The following is a 23685-nucleotide window of genomic DNA, read 5'->3' on the forward strand; positions in this document are numbered from 1 at the left end:
ACCCTTGAATTATTAAACTAATAATTAAGCCATTTTAAGGGATCCTGAGGCTCGTTGTTTTTCCATACTTCAAAGTGTAGATGCGGATTCTCGGCTATACCCGTCTGCCCAACGGAACCGATTATTTGTCCTTTTTTGACTTTATCCTTTGTCTTAACATATACATCTTTCAAATGGGCATATAAGGTTATCATATTGCCTTCGTGAGATATTTTTACGTAATTACCCAATTCGGCATCCTTTCCAACAAAAATAACCTCACCATCCAGAACGGCATGTACGGGTGTACCTTCTGATTGTTCAATATCCACTCCATTGTGGGCTTTTAAAATTTTTTCCACCGGGTGAAGTCTTAGTCCAAACCCCGATGTGACTCTGCCGTTTTGAACCGGTGGTGCAAAAGTAGATATTAATTTACCGGAATCAACTTCCTTTTTCAGCAATTCCTTAATATTTTTCGTCTCGGCATAGGTTTGGACCGCTTTTACTAATTTATTTAAATTAATATTATTAATGTTAAATTCGTAGTTTGTATAGTATTTTGCTTTTGATAATAGCGGATCTTTAAAGGGAAGACTTAATCTATTGATTAAAAGTAAAAGCACCATAACAGTTATTACCATTAAAACCTGTCTCGTATTTAATATATATTGCAAAAACCTCCTTTGCGGTTTTTCCCACATTTTTATTACCTCCCGGCAAAGAATTTATATATTATATCTATTTAAACAAAAAAATAATTATTACAAAATAAAAAAAGCAGGTAATACCTGCTTAAAAAAGTATCTTTTGCCTTCTCATTCCAACATTCAATACCAAACCCAATGCAATCATGTTCATTATAAGAGAACTACCTCCGTAGCTAACAAAGGGAAGGGGAATTCCGGTAACCGGCATCAACCCAAGGGTCATTCCTATATTCACAAGCATCTGAAAAGTCCACATTGAAGCTACTCCGGTTGCAATAAAGGTTCCCAGGGTATCCTTTGATTTTAGTGCAATTTGAAGTACATTGTAAATCAATAATATAAATAATATCAGGAGCAGCAAACTGCCTATGAACCCCATTTCTTCACCTATTACTGCAAATATAAAGTCCGTATGCTGTTCGGGAATAAAATCCAATTGATTCTGCGTTCCCTGGAATAGCCCTTTCCCCAGTATTCTGCCGGAACCAATGGCAATCTTTGATTGAATAACGTGGTAACCCGCTCCAAGGGGGTCTAAATTAGGGTTTAAAAAAACCAGAATTCTTTTTTTCTGATAATCGTGCAAAAATTCCCACAAAACGGGCATTGATAATATTCCCGCACCTATAATTCCGAAAAACAACTTTAAATTTATACCCGAAATAAAAACGAGCCCGAACATTATTGCCAGCAGCACCAGTGAAGTACCTAAGTCCGGTTGCTTTAAAATTAAGATCAAAGGAACACCCACATGGAGAAAAACAAATATTAAGTCTTTTATATTTTTTACACCTTTGGTCTTTTCTAAATGTTTAGAAAGGGAAACTATCACTGCCAATTTTGCAAATTCCGAAGGTTGTAATGAAAAATGCCCTATAGGAATCCACCTTTGAGCACCCATTGTAGTTTTACCGATAGCGTACACAATTATTAGCAATAGTACATTTGCAAAATATACATAAGGAGCAAGGGAAGCTATAGTATGGTAATCAATCATCAACACTATTGCCAAACATAAAAGCCCAACCAAAAACCAGGTACTCTGCAAAACAACATAGCGCAAGGTGCCGTCAGGTTTATTAGCATGCGAAGCGCTGGCTATAGCTAAAATGCTAATTAAAAAAATAAAAAATACAATAAGGATCATTTTAAAATTTAAATTCTTCAAAAGTCTCGTATCCATAATTATAAGCCCCCCGAAAAACTCGATAATCATTATACCATAAAATAAATCGACTAATAAGGGGGCTTAAACGAATTTTTACAGGTATATTATGTAATTTTAAACTCTTGCAATATTTTTTATTCTTTTAATAGGTATATTCGCCACTAAAGCAGGAACCGTTGTATCTTCTTCCTCATCCTTTTTTATTCTCGTAAGTTTTACCTCCATCCCTTCTTCTTCCACTTCGATGTAATCCGAAATCAGGTTTATAAGCTGGCTCTTAATCATTTCCAAAAATTTTGGTGAGACATTAGCCCTGTCATGCACCAGGATGAGCTTTAATCTCTCTTTGGCGATCTCTTTACTGGCCACATCTTCTCTTGAGAAAAATTTGAAGAAATCCATAATTTCCCCCCCTTTTTATCTTTTTGATTTAAGTCCGAAAAACATTTTAATTTTCTCGAACAATGACGGTTCTACATCTAAGGACATGAGAGGTACATCTTCTCCTTCTATTCTCCTGGTAATATTTCTGTAAGCCTGTCCTGCTTTTGACATTTCATCCACTACCGCCGGCTCTCCCCGGTTGGTAGATACCACTATTTTTTCATCTTCGGGAATTACTCCCAAAAGGCCAATAGCCAAAATGTCTAATATATCATTGATATCCATCATGTCTCCTTTTTTTACCATTTCCGGCCGTATTCTGTTTATTATCAATTTAGGCTCTTCAAACCCAGCTGCTTCCAGGAGCCCAATAACCCTATCCGCATCCCTTACAGCCGAAACTTCGGGTGTTGTTATAACAAAAGCCTTTTCCGCTCCTGCAATTGCATTTTTAAAACCCTGTTCAATACCGGCAGGTGAGTCAATAAGAATATAATCGAAATCCTCCTTCAGCTGTTCGCATAATTTCTTCATTTGTTCAGGGCTGACGGCGGTCTTGTCCTTTGTCTGAGCAGCGGGCAACAAATACAAATTATCAAAACGTTTATCCCTTATTAAGGCCTGTTTTAATCGACATTCACCATTAACCACGTCAACAATATCGTAAACGATCCTGTTTTCCAATCCCATTACCACATCCAGGTTCCTCAAACCTATATCCGTATCTATCATAACTACCCTTTTTCTCATGAGATGGGCAAGTCCGGTACCAATATTTGCAGTAGCCGTAGTTTTTCCAACTCCACCTTTTCCCGATGTAATAACTATTACCTGACCCATTTGTTCCCCTCCTGTTTTGGTTTATTATTTTCTAAAATATTGTAATAAGGTTCGATAATAATAGTATCCTCCTTAAGGCGTGCTATTTCGGGGACCCTGGAAGACTCGTGTTTTTCATCAGGAGGTCTTGCAATTACATCGGCAATCCTCAGCTGAGTAGGTAGCAGTTTGTTGGCAGCGACAATTGCAGCTCGGTTACCTTTATACCCTGCATGGGCAAGTCCCCTCAAAGCTCCAAGAACTATTATATCTCCCCCCGCCAGAACTTCACTGCCGGGATTTACATCTCCCAGTATGACGATGTTGCCTCCATAACTTATCCTTTGCCCTGAACGGATGGTTTTTTTGAGGTATAATGTAGTGGTGGTAAAATGGGTGGGCAAAGGCATTGCTTTTAAAAATGCTTCTTTTTTCAGGCTTATACCAAAATCGTTCAGCAATTTTTCTAAATCTTCCAATTCTTTTTTTTCCAATACTCCCTCTTTTATAAACACCCTTGCTTTAGCACCTTTGAAAAACTCCCCACTTTTTTTTAATTTTTCATAGATGGCATTTTTTGCTTTTTCAAACTCTGTGTTCTTATATAAAATTATTGCAAGTCCATCTCTTGTTCCCTTTATTGCCACCGGCTCACGATTCATTTTCTTCCCTCCGAATTTTAAGGAACATCTTTTTATCAATATTCTTCAAAAAACTTTTAATTCCTTCTTTTACAGTAAAAAAAACCAGAATCTGTAAAGATTCCGGTTTTTTCACGGTTGAAGCGGCCCTCTTTGATTTACATTAGAATCACCGTTTTCTACGGCATCAGCGTTACTATTCAAATGAAAGTATTCTTCCAGGATTGCCCTGGCTACCGGGCCGCCGGTGCTTCCTCCCGATCCTGCCTGTTCAATGAAAACAGCAATGGCTATCTCGGGATTATCATAAGGAGCAAAGGTGACGAACCATCCGTGGGGGGCTTTTTTAAGATCCCATTGAGCGGTACCTGTTTTTGCCGCTATCGGTATTGGGAAATTGGAAAATACTCCGTAGGCAGTTCCTCCCGGGGATACAACTCCCCTCATCCCCTGCTTCACTATTTCAAAGGTTTTCTTGGAAACATTTACTTTCCCTGCAATTTCGGGTTTGCTATCAAAAACAGTTCTACCATTAGCATCTACTATGGACTTAATAATATAAGGCTTCATCCAGTAACCTTCATTGGCAATAGCCGAAATATAACAGGCAATTTGTAGCGGCGTAAACTGATGGTAACCCTGACCAATAGCTGCATCTAAGGTTTCCGCGGGGTACCAGATCTTGTCCTCGGCCTTTTTAAAAGTTTTTTCTTTATACTCCCGGCTGGCTACTACACCTGCCTTTTCTCCTGGAAGTTCAATCCCAGTAATCTGCCCTAAACCGAACATTTTTGCATATTTTTCTATTAGATCAATTCCCAATCTTCTTCCCATTTCAAAAAAGTATATATTGCAGGACTCTGCAATTGCTTTTATCATATTCACCACACCGTGACCGCCGGGCTTCCAGTCTTTTTTCGGCAGAATAGTCCAGTAAACACCTCTATCGTATATGGTCTCCTTCTCATTTGTAATATTGTTTTCCAGAGCGGCGATAGCAGTAATCATTTTGAAGACCGAACCGGGCGGATAGGTTTCCGAAATTGCGATATTCACCAGCGGTTTAAGCGGGTTATTTGAAAGATCTTCCCATTCTTTTGCAGTGAGGCCCCGGGCAAACATGTTTGGGTCAAAGCTCGGCACGCTTGCCATTGCTAAAACTTCACCCGTCTTAACGTTCAAAACAACTACCGCGCCTCTCTTGGCATTTGGGAAGGGTTTAATTTTATCGGTTTGCAGTTTTAATAGCTGGTCCTGAAGCGCCTTTTCCGCAACCCTTTGTAATTCAGAATCAATAGTTAAAATTATTGTATCACCGGGAACAGGAGGTATTTCTCCCAGAACTTTTATCGGTTTCCCAAAAGCGTTTACTTCGACCTGCTTTCCTCCATTAGTACCTTTTAGATAGGGTTCTAAAACCTTTTCTAATCCCATTTTCCCCACCAGGTCTCCTGCCCTGTAACCTTTGTCCTTTAGTGCTTCTAATTCATTTTTACTGATTTCTCCTACGTACCCAAAGATGTGAGCTGCCTCGCTTCCGTAAATGTAGTTTCTTATCGGCTCCACTTCTACTACAACTCCCGGAAGCCTTTTTTCTTCAATTCTTGCTACGGTTTCAAAATCCACATTGGTTTTAAGGCGGATGGGCATATATTTTTTATAGCCCAGATCTCGTATTTTGTTTTTAAAAGTATTATAGCTGTAGGAAATCAGAAGGCTGGTTCCGGGTTTTACGCTGCCATCAAAATACAATTTTCCCTTATCCAGCTCCATTTTGGCGGGAGAAATATAGCTACCCGTATCCTGATAAATTATTTTTATATCCTTTTCGTCAACCTTTCCATCCGAATTCGAATCCACTAAGGGGAGTTTGTCCAGAACTACTTCGTTTTTATCATTAACAGTATACTGTTCATTAACCACATGGGTGATCAAAGGCATGTTTAGAATTTCACTTAATTCTTTAAATACCTCATCCCGTTCTTTTTCAGTGGATTTTACGTTGGTATAAGAAACCGTAAAACTGGGTTTATTATTTACAAGGATCCGACCGTTCCTGTCTTTGAAGATTCCTCTTGGTGCGGTAACGGGTATTATTCTTATTCTATTTTCTTCAGCCATTTTTTCGTAATCCGAGCCTTTAACTACCTGCAGTAAAAAAAGACCACTGCTTAAAAATAAAAAAATAAAAAGCAACAGCCAGGTCATTATATAAATCCGTTTTTCCATCCTTTTTAAGTTCTTATTTTTTGTACTTACCACTTTTTTTCCCCTCGATCTATGGAGTAAATAATTAATACTTGATATTAAAATAATAATCGAAAAAATGTTCTATTTTGTACACAAAATTATACACTATTGGAGCAAAAATTGCATTAACAATTGCTGTATAAATAAAGAAGGTGAAAATATTTCCCCTTTGAAAGGAAGGAATAAATATATAATTAGCAAGCAAAAAAAGCAAATTATAAATTAAGCTACCTATGAAAACGAATAAAATTGTAAATACGGCAGGGCCTTTAAAAAGATTTTTGGTTCCCCAGCCCGTTATATAGCATGTTAAAAACTTTGTTAAAGAATTTAGCCCGATGAACCTACCGAACATTAAATCTTCTATCAATCCGCCGGATAACCCGTAAAAGGATCCCCTTTCCGGTCCTTTAATAATAGAATAACTTAAAAGCATTATTAAAAAAAAATCGGGATTTACTCCGCCAATTTTTATGTAAGGGCTTATTGAAGATTGAATTACTAAAACAAAGGTCATTATAATCAGATAAAATACATATCTCAATCGGATTCACTCCCTGCCGGCATATGAAAAATTCTTAATAACAAAAACGTACTCCAATTTATTAAAATCTACAGCGGGTTTTACAATCGCAAATTTCATTAAATTATCCGATTCCTTTTTAACCTCTTCAACCTTACCGATAATTATTCCCTTTGGGGCTATACCGCCTAATCCCGAGGATACAACTACATCTCCATTAACCACAGAAGCATCCATGGGTAAATACACCATTTTAAGATACCCGGGAGGTGCAGGTGCCACACTTCCTTTTACAACACCGTTATCTCTTGTTCTTTGAATCATGGCACTTATCGAACTTCTATTATCGGTTATCACCAGCACCTTGGCCCAGTTCTTACCCACATCTATGGTATACCCTACAAGTCCATCTTCAGAAATTACAGCCATATTTTTACTAACACCGCTATTTGTACCTTTGTCAATTATCAGAATATTAAACCAATTACTCGGGTCTCTTCCGATGACCTCCGCTGCTTCTAAATTATAATCATAACTCCTCTCCTTTAAATCCAGCATTCTCCTCAATTTTTCATTTTCGGTTTTTAACTCGTAATACATTTTCTGATAGGGACTAAGCTCATCTACTTTCTTTTTTAAAAGCTCGTTCTGGCTTTTTAAATAAAAAATATCTTTTATTGAAGTAACTTTTCCGGCAAAATAATTTACCATACTGCTGAAAAAGTCGCTAATAGGAGAAAAGACGGCCAGAAATGGCCGTTCTATTTGATTAAATATTTCTTCATGGGTATAGGTTAACCTGTAGGTCAAAGTAATTAAAAAAATCACCAGCACGATATACCAAAATTGTCTTTTTTTTAAGAGGCCAAGCAAAAAAATCACACCCTTTATCGATTATCTTTTGGGTGAAACGAGAACTCTCTTTAATAAATCTATTTCTTCCAGAACCTTGCCCGTACCAAGAGCAACACAATCTAAGGGGTTTTCTGCTAAATGTACCGGCATGCCCGTTTCTTCATTTACAAGTTTATCGAGACCATAGAGCAATGAACCGCCTCCGGTCATTACAATTCCCCTGTCCATAATGTCTGCAGCCAGTTCCGGGGGAGTTTTCTCTAAGGTAACTTTAATAGCTTCAACGATGCTGTTGACCGGCTCTTTTAAAGCCTCCCTAATTTCCTTGGAAGTAACTGTAATTGTTTTTGGAAGACCGGTAATCAAATCCCTTCCTTTTACCTCCGCGGTTTCCTCCTCGGTCTTAGGGTATGCAGACCCCATTTTTATCTTTATATCTTCTGCCGTTCTTTCGCCGATCATAAGATTGTATTCTTTTTTGATATAATTAACTATTGCTTCATCCATTTCATCACCGCCTATGCGGATAGATCTGCTTGTAACTATTCCTCCCAATGAAATTATCGCTACTTCTGTAGTGCCGCCACCTATGTCGACCACCATATTTCCCGTAGGCTCGTGAACTTCAAGCCCCGCTCCTATAGCTGCTGCCATGGGTTCCTCAATAAGGTAAGCTTCCCGGGCTCCCGCCTGCAGTGTAGCATCTATTACGGCTCTTTTCTCTACTTCCGTCACGCCGGAAGGGATACCTACCACTACCCTCGGTTTTACTACCCCTTTTGCCCTTAAAGCTTTTGAAATAAAATGTTTTAACATCGCCTGGGTTACATCAAAATCAGCAATAACACCATCTTTTAAAGGCCTTATTGCCACGATATTGCCTGGCGTCCTTCCTATCATCTGTTTTGCCTCTTCGCCTACCGCTAATATGGCCCCCGTATCCCTCTGGATCGCAACTACCGAAGGTTCTCGGAGCACAATTCCTTTCCCCCGTACATGCACAAGGGTATTTGCGGTACCTAAGTCTATCCCTATATCTTTCGAGAAAGCTTTAAAAAATGGTAACATTTTGTTATCTCCTTTCCGGTGGTTCTATTCTAATAATCCATTTGCCTTAAAGCTAAAGGAAGAATTTCCAATTATTATGTGATCGACAACATGAATCCCCAGTAACTTTCCCGCTTCGCAGAGTCTTTTTGTAATAACTATATCCTCTTTACTCGGGTAGGGATCACCGCTTGGATGATTGTGAACCAATATAATTGAAGAGCTACTTCTTTTAATCGCGGGTTTAAATACTTCCCGCGGGTGCACAATAGAAGAATCCAATGTCCCTATGGAAATTTCCTCAACAGAGATTACCTTGTTTTTAGTATCCAGCAAAATTACTCTAAAATGTTCTTTTTCTAAAACCCGCATCTCTTCCTTTAATAAATTTTCTACATCTTTTGGAGAATTTATAACAATTTTTTTTACGCCATAATTTGAGGCTATCCTTCGCCCCATTTCTACTGCTGCTTTTATTTTAACCGCTTTAGCAGCGCCTATTCCTTTCAGGTTTGAAAGTTCTTCTAAACTGGCATTATATATATATTCAAGCCCTTTTTTCCCCCCATCCCCTTTTAACAGCCTTTGAGCAAGCATGAGAGCAGATTCCGATTTTGTCCCGGTTCCCAAAATTAATGCCAAAAGTTCCGCATCATTTAATGCTTCTGCGCCTAAGGTCCACATTCTTTCTCTTGGTCTTTGTTCTTCGGGTAAATCCTTTATTTTTACCGTTTTCACTTAGAACCTCCTTAAAACTTTAAAATCAAAATACGTATACATTAAATTGCTCTAACAGTTTTACCAATTTAAACAAAGGCAATCCAACAATATTATAATAACATCCTTCAATTCTTTCTATAAAGACAGCACCTCTGCCCTGTATGGCATAAGCGCCAGCTTTATCCATTGGTTCACCGGTTTGTATGTAATTTCTGGCTTCTTTCTCGGATATGCCTTTAAATTTTACACTGGATTCTTCTACATCTACTATTAGCTTTTGAGTTTCCGTGTCAAGAACAGCTATCCCGCTGTAAACCTTATGCCATTTGTTGCTCAACAATAACAGCATATCCAAAGCTTCTTTTTCCGTCCCGGGCTTGCCTAAGATTTTATTTTCCGCATATACCAAAGTATCCGCACCGATAACTATGCTATTCCTTACTTTCCTGGATACACTTATTACCTTCTCTACAGCAATTTTTTTCACCAATTCATCGGGATTTAAATTTATAACTTTTTCTTCTTCAATATGGGCGGGAATTACTTCAAAGTCAAATCCAATTTGTTTTAATAATTCAATTCTCCTGGGTGATGAAGATGCAAGAACCAATTTCTTGTCCATAGATTTTACATCCTTTGATATAATAATAATGCCAGAATAATGCCTACGACCCCGGCTATATTCAAATTCATGGAAAAACCAAAAGTAAAATTAAAAACTCCCAAATCAAGCTTGGTCGGGTTTAAACCCATTTTTACTCCATAAGAAAGAATCTGCAATTTTGTTTTTAAGCTCTCTCCAATTAAATTCCCACAAATTGCACCAGTTATTAATATTATTACCAGAAGCAGTATGCTTCGATTACTCTTCTTCATTTTTTTCACCCCAAAATATTTTTAAAAGGTTTTTGATCAAATCTAAAAGTACTTCATTTTTTTCAGAATGCCCCTTAAATTTTTCTCTACAAAGAATGCCAGGATTCCGGTAAATATACCGGTAACAAGTCCAGTTAGTAAAAGGTGGGGAAGATATACATAAAGTCCCCCGGTTTTTAATATTATCATCGCTACCGTTAGCTGAGTGACATTATGAAAAATCCCGCCGAGAACGCTTATACCAATTGGGCTAAAAACACTATTGCAATAACTGTAAAATATACCCATTATCAATGTAGCCACTACAGCACCCGAAAGACTATATATAAGGCTTGACATAGAACCGTAAAGTGTTGAACCTATGATACATCTTAAAACATTGACTATTAAACCTTCTTTGGTTCCAAAAATTAAAATTGCTATTAACGCCATTATATTCGCAAGGCCCAATTTTGCTCCCGGAATTGGCACCGGTACCGGAATTGAACTTTCAACGATATGAAGAGTTATTCCGAAGGTAACAAAAAGAGATAAATATACGAGTTTACTGTACTTCATCATCAAAAACTAACCCCATCCATATCATCTTTTTTTTCCTTTAAAACCTTCACAACCACCCTATTCGGAAGACAGACTATCATTTCCCCGCCTTTTTCAATCCAGCCCTGTTGAACGCATAGTTGGTCCTTGCAGGGTGATTCCAGCATCCTCACGCGGTTTTTATCTATTTCTACTACGCTGACACCCATAATTCCGGGTACTTCAACCTTTAATTGCGGGCCATTGCTCCCCAAGGAAATTTTCTGAAAGAATTTCCCATTAACCTCTATGACTGCATAGGTCGGGTTATTATCCATCCCGTAGGTATAAAAAATAATTAATGTAAAAACTGAAAAAAACAAAACAACGGCAATTAATATTTTATCACCTTTCGTAAACATAACATCCCACCTTAACATAAATTAGTGTAACACTTTGTAAAATTTAAGACAAGAGGTATACATATGTTTTGTCCCAATAAAAAAGGATCTTACAAAATCCTGTAAGATCCGTTAAGTTCACCTTTTATCTTCATTTTCATTTCTTTTTTTATCTAAGTAAGCTTTTTTTTCCAAAAAGAGGGCAAGTCTCGTGGTTTTATTTGAAAGATGACCTACCATATTTTCCCCGTTTCTGAAATATCTTCCTAAGAAGAAACTTCCTTTTCCAGCCCTCTTATTTTTCATAATTTACTCACCTTCGACATCATAACCCGTCTCTTCAATGGTCCGAATTATGTCTCTCTTATCTACCAGGTCACTATCAAAAGAAACTGCAACCTTTCCTTCCTTTACAAAGGCTTCCGCAGAAATCACACCGGCCAATTTTTTTAAGGCCGATTCTACGGCATGTTTGCAATGGTTACAGGACATCCCCGATACTTTCAAAGTAATTTCATTTTTCATTTGAATCCCCTCCTGTTTTTTATTTTTCCCCCAAGGATGTTAAATTCATGAGGCAATATAAAAAGTTATAAATATAAAATCATATTTTATTCAAAAGGTCACAACCAATATGTTAACTATTTTTTATTATTGGTTGACAATTTCCCCATGAACAAATATAATTAAAGAAAAAAACAATTTTGTGAGGTGGGCCATGAGTATAAGAACTAAGGATCTAATTTTTATCTCTCTTTTTACCTCCATAATGGTGGTAGTTAGCTACATAAAAATTCCTCTACCTTTCAGCCCGGTTCCCATTACCCTTCAAACCTTCGCAGTCATGCTTGCCGGTTTAATGCTTTCACCATCTTCAGCTTTTCTAAGCATGCTTATATATCTTCTTTTGGGTGCTGCGGGGGTACCTGTTTTTGCAGGTGGGAGAGCCGGACTTAACGTAATTTTAGGTCCCAGCGGGGGGTATCTTCTCAGCTGGCCCTTCGCAGCATTTTTTATTTCCACTTTTAAAAAAACCTCGAATAATTTCCTTCGTAACTTATTTTTAAATCTTATTTTTGGAGTATTTTTTATATATTTTATCGGGGTTCCCTATTTAGCTTTTGTTACGCATTTATCTTTAAATAAGGCTATCGCAGTAGGTCTTTTTCCTTTTATTCCCGGTGATATTATAAAAGCAGTAATTGCAAGCTATTTATATTTTCAATTAAAAAAACCTTTAGAAAAGATTATGTAATAATTTATAAGCCCTTTCGGGCTTTTTTTTTTGCCTTTCACCACCTGCATATAATAATCATATTATAATATCGCAAAAAAATAAATTCCTGGAGGTAGATAATAATGTCGGAAAGCAAGAAGGGTTTTTATATAGATATAAAGCTTGCCCAGGTATATATCCTCATGCAAATGTACGGTGAAACCTTTGAAATTAGAACCGCTCTCAGAAACGGCACTTTATTTCCAGAGCTTTACAGACCTTTTCCACCTCAAACTTTTCAAGAATAAATAAAAGGAGGTAAAACATTATGTCCCATCATAATAAAGATATGGTAGATAAATTAAAAAATATTATGGCCGTGGACTTCGCCGTATGGGAACTTTCTCTCTTTCTGGATACCCATCCGGATGAAAGGAGAGCCATTGAAGATCATAATAAATATGTTAGATTATCCTATCAATTAAAAAATGAATACGAATCAACTTACGGACCGATGAGGCTTGACAGCATTAGCCCGTACCCCTATAAATATATTAATTCCCCCTGGCCCTGGGAAATTGAATATTAGGAGGGAACAGGAATGTGGTACTATGAAAAGAAATTGCAGTACCCAGCAAATGTAAGCAGAACCGACCTGGGAATGGCCAAATTTTTATTTGCCCAGTACGGAGGACCTGATAGCGAGCTTGCTGCGGCGGTAAGGTACCTTACACAAAGATATACCATGCCAATACCTCAGGCAAAAGCCCTTTTAACCGATATAGGTACAGAAGAACTGGCACACTGGGAAATTATAGGCACTTTAATATATAAATTAACCTGCGGTGCTACGCCCGAACAGATGAGAAACGCCGGATTGGGCGATCATTTCGCCCAACACGACAACGCTCTTTACCCCCACGACGCTGCGGGCGTTCCCTTCACAGCAGCGTATATTGCCTCCACCGGGGATCCCATCGCTGACCTTCATGAGGATTTAGCTGCAGAGCAAAAGGCAAGAACAACATATGAAAAGTTAATTACTCTGACCAATGACGCCGGTGTAATTGCTGCACTGTCCTTTTTAAGAGAAAGGGAAGTAGTTCATTTCCAGAGATTTGGCGAAGTGCTTATGCTGGTACAGGAACACTATCAGCATAAACACATATTCTACTAAAAGTCAAAAAGACCTAATTTTAAAAGCCTTAAAGGGAAATTACTAAATTTCCCTTTAAGGCTTTTTTTAAATGCTAATTCCTTTCCATTTTTATAGCTTTTTTAGGACATTTTTCTGCGCAAACACCGCAACCAATGCAAAGGTCCGTTTGTACCTCATGTTTCTTTTTTATTTCCCCGGTTATTGCATTTACAGGACAATTCTTGGCACAAATAGTACAACCTATGCAAGCATCGGTTATTTCCGCTTTTTTCCTTTTATCAAACTTTGCAGTGATAATTTTTGTAGGACATTTTTCTACGCAAAGCATACAATTTGTACATTTTTCATAATCAATCACCGCTACATTGTTAACCACATGTATTGCATCAAACGGACAGACTTTTTCACATTGCTTGCAGGCGATACATCCTACTTTGCATACATCTTTTGTATCTTTGCCTTTCATCGTAGCCCTGCATCTTACGTGCACTTCATTTTTTAAGGGTGAAAGAGCAATCACCATTTTAGGACAGGCTTTTACACAAAGCCCGCATCCTGTGCATTTTTCCTCATCTATAACGGGCAGACCATCTTCCGACATATTTATTGCTCCTACCGGGCATACCTTTTCACAGTCTCCAAAACCGATACATGCAAAGGTACAGGCTTTAGGACCTCCGTTCACCAGGGAAGCTGCCCTACAGGTCTTTATTCCGAAATACTCGGATTTAAATTTCGCATTATTGGCATTTCCTTGGCATAACACCCGTGCTACTTTTTTATCCTTTGTTTCGCCTTCAGCTTTCACTCCCATAATATCCGCTATTTTTGCAGCAACTTTTGGTCCCCCAACGACGCAAGCACTTACGGAAGCCTTTCCTTCGACAATCGCTTTTGCCAGACCCGAACATCCTGGATATCCGCATGCACCGCAGTTTGCCCCCGGTAAAGCGGCCAATATCTCGTCCACCTTGGGATCGGTTTCAACGGCAAATTTCTTTGAAGCAATTACCAGTCCGCTTCCCAGCACGAGGCCAAGTCCACCCATGCTTATCATTGCCAGAGCTATTAAGTTGGCCATACAATTCACCTCCTGGTAAAAAAAATATCCTTATAGCGGAACAAGTCCCGCAAATCCCATAAAAATCATAGCAAGTAGCCCTGCTGTAATGAAGACGATGGCAGGACCTTTCAACGCTTCTGGAACATCAGCAAATTCCAAATCTTCCCTTATTCCTGCCATTAAAGCAAGAGCTAAGGTAAACCCAAGTCCTGCACCCAGGCCGAAAGCAATGCTTTGAATTAAATTGTAGCTTTTGGAAGGAATTAATAGAGCGACCCCAAGCACGATACAGTTGGTAGTAATCAGGGGAAGGTAAATTCCAAAAGCATTGTACAAGGGTGGACTTATTTTTAATACTACCATTTCCACAAGCTGTACGAGAGAGGCAATGACCAGAATAAACGATACGATCTGTAAAAAAGCATCCAAGCCAAAAGGTGCCAATATATAATTTTGAATGAAATACGCCGCTACCGCAGTCATTGTTAGAACAAAGGTGGTCGCCATTCCCATACCCAGCGCGGTTTCGGTTTTGCTTGAAACGCCGAGGAATGGACACTGTCCTAAATACCTGGATAATACGAAATTATTTACAAGTACCGAACCGATTATTATAAATAAAATTTCCTTTAACAACTCAATTCACCTCCCAATCAGCAGTTATGGCAGCCGTCGTTCTTTGGCGATTTTCTCGTTATAAGGTTCATCAATCCCACCAGAATCCCCATTACAAAGAAAGCTCCGGGAGGAAGAAGCATAATTACCCATTGAGTAAAATTCTGTCCGAACAAAGGTACATCAAAGATCGTCCCGTTTCCTAAAATTTCTCTTACCATGCTTATTACCGTTATCGCCCAGGCATAACCAAGTCCCATTCCCAGGGCATCGGCAGTAGCTCTTAACACATTTACCTTTGAAGCAAAGGCTTCAGCTCTTGCAAGGACTATACAGTTAACAACTATTAAAGGAATGAAAATACCCATTACCTGATATAAAGCGGGGAAATACGCTTTCATTACCAGGTCTACGATGGTTGTAAAGGTAGCCACTACGATAATATAGCAGGGAATCCTCACCTTTGAGGGTATAATATTTTTTAAAAGGGAAATCAATATGCTTGAACAGGTTAATACGAAAGTCAAAGCAAGTCCCATAGCTATTCCATTTTTTGCTGCGGTAGTAACAGCCAAAGCCGAGCATATTCCGATAACCATTCTAAAGATAGGATTTTCATTCCATAATCCGTTAACAAAATCTTTAATCAATTGCATCAGAACTCACCTCCTACGGGATATATTTTAGTCACTTCTTCCAGGGTAGATTTTATTGCCTTTGCAACGGCCGTAGGAGAAATAGTTGCACCGGTAATAACCTTAACATCTTTTTTGGGAGCGAATTCGTCTTTTACCGATTTCCCTTTGAACTGTTCCGTAAAAGAAGGTTCTTTTATCTTAGCACCAAGCCCCGGTGTTTCGGACATAGAAAGAATTTCTATTCCCGTTAATTTTCCCTCTTTGGGGTTATATCCCACCATTATTTCAATAGGCCCTGAAAAACCGCTCCCCACAGCTTTGAAAGCTATACCCTTTTTATTACCCTGATTATCCATACCGATATAAAAAGTCATTCCATCCTTTTGGACTTCTTCCATTTTTTCAGCACCGGGAATTACTTTTAACACAGAACTCTCCAAAGCCTCTTTTGCCTGTTGCTGTATTTTGGGATAGGTAGCCTGATACGTGAAAGCAAGGAGGGCACCGGCCACGAGTGCGATCATCATTAACACAACAACCATTTTCACCGGTTGATTCATTTTGCTTTCACCTCCCCGTAAATTCTGGGCACGGTTAATCTGTTAATAATCGGTGTAAAAGCGTTCATTAAAAGAATCGAGAAAGAAACTCCTTCGGGATATCCCCCGTAAAATCTTATAATTACCGTAAACAAACCGCAGCCAATGCCAAAAATGATTTTCCCCAAACGGCTTATAGGAGAAGTAACCATATCAGTTGCCATAAAGAAGGCACCGAGCATTAAGCCGCCCGAGAGAAGCTGCAATACGGGATCCCTTCCCAGTAAGAACGATAAAACTGCTACCGTAGCAAGATATGAAAGTGGTGTTCTGAAATCCACATATCCCCGGTATATGAGGTATAATCCTCCTATTATTATCATTATTGCGGAAGTTTCTCCTAAGGAGCCTCCGGTCCTTCCTATTAACAAATTAAAATAATCGGTGGTTACGTGCTGCATCTTATAAAGCATCAATGGTGTCGCTCCGGTAGTGCCATCAACGGGGTTTATCCATTTAGTCATTTGAACGGGAAAAGTTATCATTAGAAATACCCTGCCTATTAAAGCCGGGTTAAAAGGATTTGACCCTATGCCACCGTAAATTTGTTTACCCAGCGAAATTGCCACAGCGGAGCCTACAACAGCCATCCATAAAGGCAGTCCCGGCGGGAGATTCAAGGCCAGTAAAATACCCGTTACCAGTGCACTTCCGTCCCATATAGTAATTTTTTTCCCTCTAAGCATCTGAAACAGGGCTTCGGTAATTATACAGGCCAAAGAAGTGGTAATTACTAAAAGCAAAGCTCTTATCCCAAAAAAATATACACCTGCAGCGGTCGGAAGCAGTAAAGCCCCTGCCACAGTATACATTATTTTGGAAACACTTTCTCCCGAATGTATATGGGGAGAAGAAGTCGTTATAAACTTATAGTCCTGCATTTTTTCGCCTCCATTCTATTTCTTTTTCGACATTACTATGTTATTTTTAGCAAGTCTTATCCACTGGGTAAGGGGTATATGAGCTGGGCAAACATAAGCGCAGCATCCACATTCGATGCAATCCATCGCATGATACTGCTCGGCTTCAATCCATTTACCCTTCTGGGCAAATTTCGCAAGTGTAGTTGGTAATAGATGAATTGGACATGCATCCACGCATTTTGCACATCTAATGCAATTGGATGGTTCCTCAACATTCACATCTTTCTTTTGAAGAACGAGTATTCCGGAAGTTCCTTTTATAACGGGTACATCCAGTAATCCCTGAGCAAGGCCCATCATAGGCCCTCCCATAATGACCTTCCCAACCTCGCCTTTAAACCCACCGCATTGCTCAATAATTTCATTAAAGGGAGTACCAATTCTAATAAGAAGGTTTTTAGGCTCATTTACTCCCGTTCCCGTTACGGTTGTAATCCTTTCTATTAAGGGCATACCTGTCTTTAAAGCCTTAGCTATTGCCGCACAGGTACCCGCATTATCAACTATAACATGCACATCCATGGGGAGCCCGCCGGAAGGAACTTCCCTTCCTGTAATCGCATTAATAAGTTGTTTTTCTCCCCCCTGCGGATATTTTGTATCAAGTTCAACCACTTCGATACCTTCAAATCCTTTGGCAGCTTTTTTTATTGCCTCAATTGCATCGGGTTTGTTGTTCTCAATTCCTATATAACCCTTTTTAACTCCGGTTGCTTTCATAATAGCAAGAAGGCCAAAAACTACGTCCTCCGGGTGCTCTACCATCAAACGATGGTCTGAAGTCAGATATGGTTCACATTCCGCACCATTTACGATAATGGTGTCTATTGTTTTTCCCGACGGAGGTGATAATTTAACCTGAGTGGGGAATCCCGCACCACCCATTCCAACTATGCCGGCTTCCCTTATTATGGTTTTGATTTCATCGGGAGTTAGTTCTTCCAGCGGCTTTGGAGGATTAATCCCTTCGTATATTTCGTCCTTTCCATCCGACTCAATTACCACAGACATTACAAGAGCCCCTGAAGGATGCGGTCTTGGTTCAATTGCTATTACCTTCCCCGATACACTGGCATGCACGGGAGCAGAGACCGGTGCCTTTGCTTCACCTATTTTTTGCCCGACCTTTACCGTATCCCCTACTTTTACGATAGGTTCGCAGGGTGCCCCCACATGCTGGCTCATGGGAATAATCACTTTTGAAGGAAGCTTTGCTCTTTCAACGGGTTTTCTATTTGTATACTCTTTATTATACTCAGGGTGAATCCCGCCCTTAAAAGTTTTAAGCATAATCACCTCTCCTCTCAGTTTAAAAAACCTTTTATATATTCGACATTCTTCTTTTAAAACCTTTTAATTAAAAAAAATATTTTTTTCACAAGTATCATGTATACAAAAAAAGCAAACACTAAAAAAATTATACAATAAATCCTTATTAATTTCTATCAAATTGTTTTAAATATCCATGTATAAAATTAACAAAAAACCCCGCCTTTTCAGACGAGGTTCTATCAAACAACACCCTATACTAATTTTTATGATTTTTTACACTCATTTATGACTCGGGATACAGAGGTCTTTTTGTATAATGAGTATGAAGGAGTTCATGGGATTTCTCGCTTAGCGGATGACCCAGGAATTCTTTATAAAGCTGCTGAACCACCGGATTTTCATGAGATTTTCTTAAAGGCATATTCCTATCAACTTCGTAAATAGCATTTCCTCTTACTTCTCTGTAATCCAGTTCCATTCTTTCATCAGCGTTTAAAATCGGCTGTCCTCCACCGCCTACACACCCTCCGGGGCAGCACATTATTTCTATGAAGTGATAATTTGCTTCGCCATTTTTTACTCTGTCAAGAACTTTTTTGGCATTGGAAAGCCCGTGAGCTACTGCAACATTTACCTTTAATCCATCTATTTCAATTGTTGCTTCTTTGATCCCCTCTACCCCTCTTACCTCGGTAAAATCTATTCTTTCCAGTTCCTTACCGGTAACCACCTCGTAAACCGTTCTCAGTGCAGCTTCCATTACACCGCCTGTTGCTCCGAAAATTGCGCCGGCTCCCGTAGAAATTCCCAGGGGCTCATCAAATTCTTCATCAGGCATTAGCGCAAGGTCTATTCCAGCTTCTTTTAGCATCCTGGCAATTTCTCTCGTAGTTAGTACCACATCCACATCTTGATAACCGCTTGCCCGCATTTCAGGCCTCTGGGCTTCATATTTTTTCGCGGTACAGGGCATTACGGAAACTACAAATATTTTTGAAGGGTCTATACCCATTTTTTCAGCATAATAAGTCTTTGCAACAGCACCGAACATCTGCTGGGGGGATTTGCAAGTTGAAAGATTTTCCAGAAACTCCGGATAATAGTGCTCACAGAACTTAATCCAGCCGGGGCTGCAGGAAGTAATCAATGGCAATTTCCCCCCGTGATTCAATCTTTCCAAAAATTCATTACCCTCTTCCATAATCGTGAGGTCTGCGGTAAAATCCGTGTCGAAAACCCTATCAAATCCCATTCTTCTTAAAGCTGCAGGAATTTTCTTCGTAACGATTGCACCCCTGCCCAGTCCGAACTCTTCGCCCAAAGATACCCTTACAGCAGGAGCTATTTGAACTATTACGTGTTTTTCCGGATCCGCCAGTGCCTGCCAGACCCTGTCTGTATCGTCCTTTTCCTTTAATGCCCCTACCGGACATACCAGTATGCACTGTCCGCAATTTACGCAGGCAACTTCCGAAAGGCTTTTGTCGAATACAGGAGCTACCATTGTATTAAAACCTCTATGATTCGGAGAAATGACTCCAACTCCCTGGATTTTATGGCATGCACTCACGCAACGCCTGCAGAGGATACATTTTGAAGTATCCCTGACAATCGAGGGTGAAAAATCATCGTATTTTGGTTTGTGTTTTTCCCCCTGATATCTGATAGATTTAATTCCCAGTTCCTCCGATAATTTTTGCAATTCACAGTTTAAATTTCTCACACATGTTGGGCACTCTAAATTGTGATCCGATAAAAGAAGCTCCAATGTTGTTTTTCTTGATTCCCTGACCCGGGGAGTATTAGTGAGCACTTCCATCCCTTCGGATACGGGGTAAACGCAGGATGCCTGCAAATTCCTCGCGCCTTTAACTTCTACAACGCACATTCTGCAGGCACCGATTTCATTTATACCCTTTAAAAAGCACAGTGTAGGGATTTTAATCCCCAGTTTCCTGGCTGCCTCCAAAACAGTAGTACCCTTAGGAACCTGCACTTTCTGGCCATCTATGGTCAACGTAACCATTTCCATATCAAAGTTCTCTCCCTTCTACTTATTTTTTAACAATTGCCCCGAACGGGCATCTATCAAAACAGCTGTTGCATTTAATGCATTTTTCTTTATCTATTACATGAGGTTGCCTTCTTTCTCCCGTTATTGCTCCTACAGGACATACCTTTACGCAAAGTCCGCAGCCTTTACATTTTTCAGGAATAATTTCGTATTTTATCAGCGCTTTGCAGGCGCCTGCGGGGCATCTTTTCTCTTTTATATGAGCTTCGTATTCGTCTCTAAAATACCTTAATGTGGAAAGTACCGGATTCGGTGCCGTCTGTCCCAATCCGCAGAGGGCAGAATCTTTTATACTTTTTGCAAGGTTTTCTAAAAGTTCAATATCGCCCTCTTTGCCCTCCCCGTTTGTTATTCTTTCCAGTATTTCTAACATTCGTTTAGTTCCAATGCGGCATGGAGGGCATTTTCCGCAGGATTCATCCTGAGTGAAGGTTAAGAAGAATTTTGCAATATCCACCATGCAGTTGTCCTCGTCCATTACTATCATACCACCGGAACCCATCATAGATCCCGCTTGAGTTAATGTATCGTATTCTATAGGCATATCAAGCAACGATGCGGGTATGCAACCACCGGAAGGTCCACCTGTTTGAACAGCCTTGAATTTCTTACCGTTTGGTATTCCGCCGCCAATTTCGAAAATAACCTCTCTTAAGGTAGTACCCATGGGAATTTCCACAAGGCCCGTATTATTTATCTTTCCTCCTATAGCAAAAACCTTGGTTCCTTTACTTCTCTCGGTGCCTATGCTTGCAAACCAGTCAGCGCCGTTCAATATTATGGGCGGAATGTTGGCATAAGTTTCTACATTGTTTATCAGGGTAGGTTTTCCCCATAAACCCTGAAGTGCAGGGAAGGGTGGTCGTGGCCTGGGTTCACCTCTTCTGCCTTCAATTGAAGCAAGTAATGCCGTTTCCTCTCCGCATACAAAGGCACCGGAACCAAGCCTCAAGAATATATCGAAATTAAAACCTGTACCCAGGATATTCTTCCCCAGAAGTCCTCTTTCCCGAGCCTGATTAATAGCGATTTCAAGCCTTTTTACTGCTATAGGATATTCGGCTCTTACATAAATGTAACCTTCCTGCGCTCCAATAGCGTATCCGGCAATTGCCATTGCTTCCAGAACAGAATGAGGATCACCCTCTAAAATACTTCTATCCATAAATGCACCGGGGTCCCCTTCATCCGCATTGCAAACTACGTATTTTATATCCCCGGGCGCATCCTTGGCAAACTGCCATTTTCTGCCTGTCGGGAAACCTCCTCCTCCCCTTCCTCTTAAGCCGGATTTCGTTACTTCATCCACAACTTCCTGAGGAGTCATTTTCGTTAAAACCTTGGCTAAAGCCATATACCCATCGTTCGCAATGTATTCTTCTATGACTTCGGGGTTTATAATACCGCAATTCCTCAGAGCTATTCTTTTTTGGTGCTTATAAAAGTTTATATCCGTCAATGCGCGCATTTTTTCTTCGGTGGCATGTTCCTTATAAAGGAGTCTTTCTACTATTCTTCCTTTGATCAGGTGTTCTTCCACTATTTCGGCGACATCTTCAGGTTTTACCCTGCAATAATAGCTTCCTTCAGGATATATCAAAACATTAGGTCCCAGCTCGCAAAGCCCCAAACAACCCGTCTGAACCACCTTTACTTCCTTTGATAAACCTTTTTTCTCAATTTCCTTTTGAAAAGCCTCAATTATAGGCTCGCTTCCCGAAGCGGTGCATCCGGTTCCTTTGCAAACAAGCACATGCGCTCTATAAATCTCCATTGTTAATCCTCCTCACAATCAAAAACTTTTAAATATTTGGTATAACCCAATCTTCAATTATTTGATTGTTTACAATATGTTTGGCAACAATTTGACGAGCCTTTTCGGCATCCAGGTTAACATAGGTTACCTTCGGCTGGCCGGGTTTAATCACATCTATCAAAGGTTCAAACTTGCAAAGACCAATACATCCCGTTTCGGTAACAATAACGTCATTCAAATTCCTCTTTTTAATCTCGTCCAGTATCGCCAGTAAAACCTGCCTTGCTCCGGCGGAAATTCCGCAGGTTCCCATTCCTACTACAATTCGGGTTTTATTTTCATTGTCCTTTCTCAGGTTTATAAGGTCTTTTGCCTGTTCACGTATTTTTTCTAATTCTTCAAGAGATTTTATTACACCCATTTTTTACACCTCCAAAATACTTTTTAAGTTGCTATCCACATAATCCTTTATAAACTCAAGGACCAAAGGATGATTTATCGGAACATCTTTTAATCGTTTTTTTACTTCCCCGGTATCAAAAATAAAAATTTTGTCATCTACCGAATGCTCATATATAAACTCCACATGGGGATAAAGGGCACACAATGTAACCAGGGTATCTGCCATATTCCCCAAAGGCTGCAAATCAATATGGTTTTTTATGAAAGTAGCCTCAACCTTCGTCCCCATACCTATTTTTGAAGTGATCTTCAAATCTCCTCCCGCCATTTTTGCAGCCTGGGCAAAAAGAGGGATCCCCAATCCTACCCTCCTCGTTGTCCTGGTAGTGAAGAAAGGGTCTACCACTTTTTTAAGCGTATCTTCATCCATGCCTTTTCCGTTGTCGGCTATTGTAATCGTCATCAAATTCCTTTTGCTTTCTTCTTTTATTGATATTTTCACCCGGGTAGCCCCTGCATTTATTGAATTTTCCACAATGTCTAAGATATGCAAAGACAGTTCCTTCATAACCTATTCGTATTTTTTCAGTATTTCGGGAACCTTGTCTGGAGTAAGTCTCCCGTATACATCTTCATTGATTATTACGGTAGGAGCAAGCCCGCAAGCACCCACACAGCGGCAAGCATCGAGCGAAAATTTGATATCGTCAGTTGTATCCCCTACTTTGATGCCCAGTTCCTGTTCAAACCTTTCTAGTACTTTATTCGCACCTTTTACATAACAAGCGGTTCCCAGGCATACTCTTATCTGATACTTGCCTCTTGGTTTGAGGTTGAAAAAGGAGTAAAAAGTAATCGTGCTGTAAACCTCACTCAATGTTACATTTAAACTTTCCGCCACTTTCTTTTGAACGTCTAAGGGTAAATAACCCATTATCCCTTGTGCTTCCTGAAGCGCCTGCAAAAGCGCTCCCTTTTGGCCTTTATATTTTTCAAGCATTTCATCGATTTTTTTAAGTTTTTCTTCGTAGTCGGTTATTTTGATATTGGTTTCCAAGAAAATCACTCCTTTATTT

The 23685-nt window shown here is 39.5% G+C and carries 31 protein-coding genes; 4 read left to right on the forward strand and 27 right to left on the reverse strand.

What is annotated here, in order from left to right; translation table 11 throughout:
- Window positions 1-17: 17 nt before the first annotated feature.
- The 16 genes from ATZ99_RS09185 to ATZ99_RS09255 all read right to left on the reverse strand — a co-directional run bounded on the left by ATZ99_RS09185 (window position 18) and on the right by ATZ99_RS09255 (window position 11417).
- Window positions 18-683, reverse strand: a complete 666-nt coding sequence (locus tag ATZ99_RS09185; RefSeq protein ID WP_068748940.1) for a M23 family metallopeptidase — start codon at window positions 681-683, stop codon at window positions 18-20.
- Between the two features lie 91 nt (window positions 684-774).
- Window positions 775-1872 (reverse strand): rod shape-determining protein RodA, encoded by a 1098-nt coding sequence (gene rodA / locus ATZ99_RS09190; RefSeq protein WP_083947441.1) that lies wholly within the window; start codon window positions 1870-1872, stop codon window positions 775-777.
- Between the two features lie 99 nt (window positions 1873-1971).
- Window positions 1972-2259, reverse strand: a complete 288-nt coding sequence (gene minE / locus ATZ99_RS09195) for a cell division topological specificity factor MinE (protein ID WP_068748941.1) — start codon at window positions 2257-2259, stop codon at window positions 1972-1974.
- Between the two features lie 15 nt (window positions 2260-2274).
- Window positions 2275-3081, reverse strand: a complete 807-nt coding sequence (minD, locus tag ATZ99_RS09200; protein ID WP_068748942.1) for a septum site-determining protein MinD — start codon at window positions 3079-3081, stop codon at window positions 2275-2277.
- Window positions 3069-3722 (reverse strand): septum site-determining protein MinC, encoded by a 654-nt coding sequence (minC, locus tag ATZ99_RS09205; protein WP_068748943.1) that lies wholly within the window; start codon window positions 3720-3722, stop codon window positions 3069-3071. Before minC ends, minD begins: the two co-directional genes overlap by 13 nt.
- Before the next feature lie 111 nt (window positions 3723-3833).
- Window positions 3834-5963, reverse strand: coding sequence for a penicillin-binding protein 2 (mrdA, locus tag ATZ99_RS09210; RefSeq protein WP_245641360.1), 2130 nt, complete (start codon window positions 5961-5963; stop codon window positions 3834-3836).
- 31 nt (window positions 5964-5994) lie between these two features.
- The gene (gene mreD / locus ATZ99_RS09215; RefSeq protein ID WP_068748944.1) at window positions 5995-6495 is read right to left on the reverse strand and encodes a rod shape-determining protein MreD; all 501 of its coding nucleotides are present in this window, start codon (window positions 6493-6495) and stop codon (window positions 5995-5997) included.
- A gap of 6 nt (window positions 6496-6501) precedes the next feature.
- Window positions 6502-7356, reverse strand: a complete 855-nt coding sequence (mreC, locus tag ATZ99_RS09220; RefSeq protein ID WP_245641361.1) for a rod shape-determining protein MreC — start codon at window positions 7354-7356, stop codon at window positions 6502-6504.
- 12 nt (window positions 7357-7368) lie between these two features.
- On the reverse strand, window positions 7369-8397 hold the full coding sequence (locus tag ATZ99_RS09225) for a rod shape-determining protein (protein WP_068748946.1): 1029 nt from the start codon (window positions 8395-8397) through the stop codon (window positions 7369-7371).
- Between the two features lie 24 nt (window positions 8398-8421).
- Entirely contained in the window at window positions 8422-9114 is a 693-nt protein-coding gene (radC, locus tag ATZ99_RS09230; RefSeq protein WP_083947442.1) for a RadC family protein, read from the reverse strand.
- 25 nt (window positions 9115-9139) lie between these two features.
- Window positions 9140-9718 carry a Maf family protein gene (locus ATZ99_RS09235; protein ID WP_068748947.1) on the reverse strand — a complete coding sequence of 193 codons (579 nt, stop codon included), beginning with the start codon at window positions 9716-9718 and terminating at the stop codon, window positions 9140-9142.
- A 5-nt stretch (window positions 9719-9723) separates the two neighbouring features.
- Window positions 9724-9972, reverse strand: a complete 249-nt coding sequence (locus tag ATZ99_RS09240; RefSeq protein WP_068748948.1) for a DUF4321 domain-containing protein — start codon at window positions 9970-9972, stop codon at window positions 9724-9726.
- A gap of 42 nt (window positions 9973-10014) precedes the next feature.
- The gene (locus ATZ99_RS09245; protein ID WP_068748949.1) at window positions 10015-10533 is read right to left on the reverse strand and encodes a Gx transporter family protein; all 519 of its coding nucleotides are present in this window, start codon (window positions 10531-10533) and stop codon (window positions 10015-10017) included.
- A complete protein-coding gene (locus tag ATZ99_RS09250; protein ID WP_068748950.1) occupies window positions 10533-10913 on the reverse strand; it encodes a NusG domain II-containing protein in 381 nt (126 codons plus the stop codon). The genes ATZ99_RS09245 and ATZ99_RS09250 overlap by 1 nt, the downstream gene beginning before the upstream one ends.
- A 117-nt stretch (window positions 10914-11030) precedes the next feature.
- A complete protein-coding gene (locus tag ATZ99_RS11885) occupies window positions 11031-11198 on the reverse strand; it encodes a hypothetical protein (protein ID WP_157074748.1) in 168 nt (55 codons plus the stop codon).
- A gap of 3 nt (window positions 11199-11201) precedes the next feature.
- On the reverse strand, window positions 11202-11417 hold the full coding sequence (locus ATZ99_RS09255; protein WP_068748951.1) for a copper ion binding protein: 216 nt from the start codon (window positions 11415-11417) through the stop codon (window positions 11202-11204).
- A 193-nt stretch (window positions 11418-11610) separates the two neighbouring features.
- Between ATZ99_RS09255 and ATZ99_RS09260 the strand changes: the two genes are divergently transcribed.
- The 4 genes from ATZ99_RS09260 to ATZ99_RS09275 all read left to right on the forward strand — a co-directional run bounded on the left by ATZ99_RS09260 (window position 11611) and on the right by ATZ99_RS09275 (window position 13285).
- A complete protein-coding gene (locus ATZ99_RS09260; RefSeq protein WP_068748952.1) occupies window positions 11611-12147 on the forward strand; it encodes a biotin transporter BioY in 537 nt (178 codons plus the stop codon).
- Between the two features lie 104 nt (window positions 12148-12251).
- Complete coding sequence (locus ATZ99_RS09265; protein WP_245641362.1) at window positions 12252-12416, forward strand: spore coat associated protein CotJA; 165 nt, start codon at window positions 12252-12254, stop codon at window positions 12414-12416.
- A 20-nt stretch (window positions 12417-12436) separates the two neighbouring features.
- Window positions 12437-12697 (forward strand): spore coat protein CotJB, encoded by a 261-nt coding sequence (locus ATZ99_RS09270; protein WP_245641363.1) that lies wholly within the window; start codon window positions 12437-12439, stop codon window positions 12695-12697.
- A gap of 12 nt (window positions 12698-12709) precedes the next feature.
- Complete coding sequence (locus ATZ99_RS09275) at window positions 12710-13285, forward strand: manganese catalase family protein (protein WP_068748953.1); 576 nt, start codon at window positions 12710-12712, stop codon at window positions 13283-13285.
- A 73-nt stretch (window positions 13286-13358) separates the two neighbouring features.
- Here the strand turns inward: ATZ99_RS09275 and rnfB are convergent, their stop codons facing one another.
- The 11 genes from rnfB to nuoE form a co-directional block, all read right to left on the reverse strand.
- Window positions 13359-14348, reverse strand: coding sequence for an RnfABCDGE type electron transport complex subunit B (rnfB, locus tag ATZ99_RS09280; protein ID WP_068748954.1), 990 nt, complete (start codon window positions 14346-14348; stop codon window positions 13359-13361).
- A 30-nt stretch (window positions 14349-14378) separates the two neighbouring features.
- Window positions 14379-14966, reverse strand: coding sequence for an electron transport complex subunit RsxA (gene rsxA, locus ATZ99_RS09285; protein WP_083947443.1), 588 nt, complete (start codon window positions 14964-14966; stop codon window positions 14379-14381).
- Window positions 14967-14983: 17 nt separating this feature from the next.
- Window positions 14984-15601, reverse strand: coding sequence for an electron transport complex subunit RsxE (gene rsxE / locus ATZ99_RS09290; protein WP_068748956.1), 618 nt, complete (start codon window positions 15599-15601; stop codon window positions 14984-14986).
- Entirely contained in the window at window positions 15601-16143 is a 543-nt protein-coding gene (locus ATZ99_RS09295) for an RnfABCDGE type electron transport complex subunit G (protein ID WP_068748957.1), read from the reverse strand. Before ATZ99_RS09295 ends, rsxE begins: the two co-directional genes overlap by 1 nt.
- Window positions 16140-17063: an RnfABCDGE type electron transport complex subunit D gene (locus ATZ99_RS09300; RefSeq protein ID WP_068748958.1), complete on the reverse strand. Its 924-nt coding sequence runs from the start codon at window positions 17061-17063 to the stop codon at window positions 16140-16142. The genes ATZ99_RS09295 and ATZ99_RS09300 overlap by 4 nt, the downstream gene beginning before the upstream one ends.
- Window positions 17064-17078: 15 nt before the next feature.
- Complete coding sequence (gene rsxC / locus ATZ99_RS09305) at window positions 17079-18395, reverse strand: electron transport complex subunit RsxC (protein ID WP_068748959.1); 1317 nt, start codon at window positions 18393-18395, stop codon at window positions 17079-17081.
- Between the two features lie 265 nt (window positions 18396-18660).
- Entirely contained in the window at window positions 18661-20409 is a 1749-nt protein-coding gene (locus tag ATZ99_RS09310; RefSeq protein WP_068748960.1) for an NADH-dependent [FeFe] hydrogenase, group A6, read from the reverse strand.
- Between the two features lie 22 nt (window positions 20410-20431).
- Entirely contained in the window at window positions 20432-22225 is a 1794-nt protein-coding gene (gene nuoF, locus ATZ99_RS09315) for an NADH-quinone oxidoreductase subunit NuoF (RefSeq protein WP_068748961.1), read from the reverse strand.
- A gap of 28 nt (window positions 22226-22253) precedes the next feature.
- On the reverse strand, window positions 22254-22619 hold the full coding sequence (locus tag ATZ99_RS09320; RefSeq protein ID WP_068748987.1) for a (2Fe-2S) ferredoxin domain-containing protein: 366 nt from the start codon (window positions 22617-22619) through the stop codon (window positions 22254-22256).
- A 12-nt stretch (window positions 22620-22631) separates the two neighbouring features.
- Window positions 22632-23177 (reverse strand): ATP-binding protein, encoded by a 546-nt coding sequence (locus ATZ99_RS09325; RefSeq protein WP_068748962.1) that lies wholly within the window; start codon window positions 23175-23177, stop codon window positions 22632-22634.
- Between the two features lie 3 nt (window positions 23178-23180).
- Window positions 23181-23666 (reverse strand): NADH-quinone oxidoreductase subunit NuoE, encoded by a 486-nt coding sequence (gene nuoE, locus ATZ99_RS09330; protein WP_068748963.1) that lies wholly within the window; start codon window positions 23664-23666, stop codon window positions 23181-23183.
- Between the last annotated feature and the right edge of the window lie 19 nt (window positions 23667-23685).

It is taken from the genome of Thermovenabulum gondwanense (assembly GCF_001601575.1).
Taxonomy (GTDB): domain Bacteria; phylum Bacillota; class Thermosediminibacteria; order Thermosediminibacterales; family Thermosediminibacteraceae; genus Thermovenabulum; species Thermovenabulum gondwanense.

What these genes read in the sequence shown, in the direction of transcription:
- ATZ99_RS09185 (WP_068748940.1), bottom strand. Translation starts at nt 683, where the DNA reads ATGTGGGAAAAACCGCAAAGGAGGTTTTTGCAATATATATTAAATACG.
- rodA (WP_083947441.1), bottom strand. Translation starts at nt 1,872, where the DNA reads ATGGATACGAGACTTTTGAAGAATTTAAATTTTAAAATGATCCTTATT.
- minE (WP_068748941.1), bottom strand. Translation starts at nt 2,259, where the DNA reads ATGGATTTCTTCAAATTTTTCTCAAGAGAAGATGTGGCCAGTAAAGAG.
- minD (WP_068748942.1), bottom strand. Translation starts at nt 3,081, where the DNA reads ATGGGTCAGGTAATAGTTATTACATCGGGAAAAGGTGGAGTTGGAAAA.
- minC (WP_068748943.1), bottom strand. Translation starts at nt 3,722, where the DNA reads ATGAATCGTGAGCCGGTGGCAATAAAGGGAACAAGAGATGGACTTGCA.
- ATZ99_RS09225 (WP_068748946.1), bottom strand. Translation starts at nt 8,397, where the DNA reads ATGTTACCATTTTTTAAAGCTTTCTCGAAAGATATAGGGATAGACTTA.
- ATZ99_RS09235 (WP_068748947.1), bottom strand. Translation starts at nt 9,718, where the DNA reads ATGGACAAGAAATTGGTTCTTGCATCTTCATCACCCAGGAGAATTGAA.
- ATZ99_RS09240 (WP_068748948.1), bottom strand. Translation starts at nt 9,972, where the DNA reads ATGAAGAAGAGTAATCGAAGCATACTGCTTCTGGTAATAATATTAATA.
- ATZ99_RS09245 (WP_068748949.1), bottom strand. Translation starts at nt 10,533, where the DNA reads ATGATGAAGTACAGTAAACTCGTATATTTATCTCTTTTTGTTACCTTC.
- ATZ99_RS09250 (WP_068748950.1), bottom strand. Translation starts at nt 10,913, where the DNA reads ATGTTTACGAAAGGTGATAAAATATTAATTGCCGTTGTTTTGTTTTTT.
- ATZ99_RS11885 (WP_157074748.1), bottom strand. Translation starts at nt 11,198, where the DNA reads ATGAAAAATAAGAGGGCTGGAAAAGGAAGTTTCTTCTTAGGAAGATAT.
- ATZ99_RS09255 (WP_068748951.1), bottom strand. Translation starts at nt 11,417, where the DNA reads ATGAAAAATGAAATTACTTTGAAAGTATCGGGGATGTCCTGTAACCAT.
- ATZ99_RS09260 (WP_068748952.1), top strand. Translation starts at nt 11,611, where the DNA reads ATGAGTATAAGAACTAAGGATCTAATTTTTATCTCTCTTTTTACCTCC.
- ATZ99_RS09265 (WP_245641362.1), top strand. Translation starts at nt 12,252, where the DNA reads ATGTCGGAAAGCAAGAAGGGTTTTTATATAGATATAAAGCTTGCCCAG.
- ATZ99_RS09270 (WP_245641363.1), top strand. Translation starts at nt 12,437, where the DNA reads ATGTCCCATCATAATAAAGATATGGTAGATAAATTAAAAAATATTATG.
- ATZ99_RS09275 (WP_068748953.1), top strand. Translation starts at nt 12,710, where the DNA reads ATGTGGTACTATGAAAAGAAATTGCAGTACCCAGCAAATGTAAGCAGA.
- rnfB (WP_068748954.1), bottom strand. Translation starts at nt 14,348, where the DNA reads ATGGCCAACTTAATAGCTCTGGCAATGATAAGCATGGGTGGACTTGGC.
- rsxE (WP_068748956.1), bottom strand. Translation starts at nt 15,601, where the DNA reads ATGCAATTGATTAAAGATTTTGTTAACGGATTATGGAATGAAAATCCT.
- ATZ99_RS09295 (WP_068748957.1), bottom strand. Translation starts at nt 16,143, where the DNA reads ATGAATCAACCGGTGAAAATGGTTGTTGTGTTAATGATGATCGCACTC.
- ATZ99_RS09300 (WP_068748958.1), bottom strand. Translation starts at nt 17,063, where the DNA reads ATGCAGGACTATAAGTTTATAACGACTTCTTCTCCCCATATACATTCG.
- rsxC (WP_068748959.1), bottom strand. Translation starts at nt 18,395, where the DNA reads ATGCTTAAAACTTTTAAGGGCGGGATTCACCCTGAGTATAATAAAGAG.
- ATZ99_RS09310 (WP_068748960.1), bottom strand. Translation starts at nt 20,409, where the DNA reads ATGGAAATGGTTACGTTGACCATAGATGGCCAGAAAGTGCAGGTTCCT.
- nuoF (WP_068748961.1), bottom strand. Translation starts at nt 22,225, where the DNA reads ATGGAGATTTATAGAGCGCATGTGCTTGTTTGCAAAGGAACCGGATGC.
- ATZ99_RS09325 (WP_068748962.1), bottom strand. Translation starts at nt 23,177, where the DNA reads ATGAAGGAACTGTCTTTGCATATCTTAGACATTGTGGAAAATTCAATA.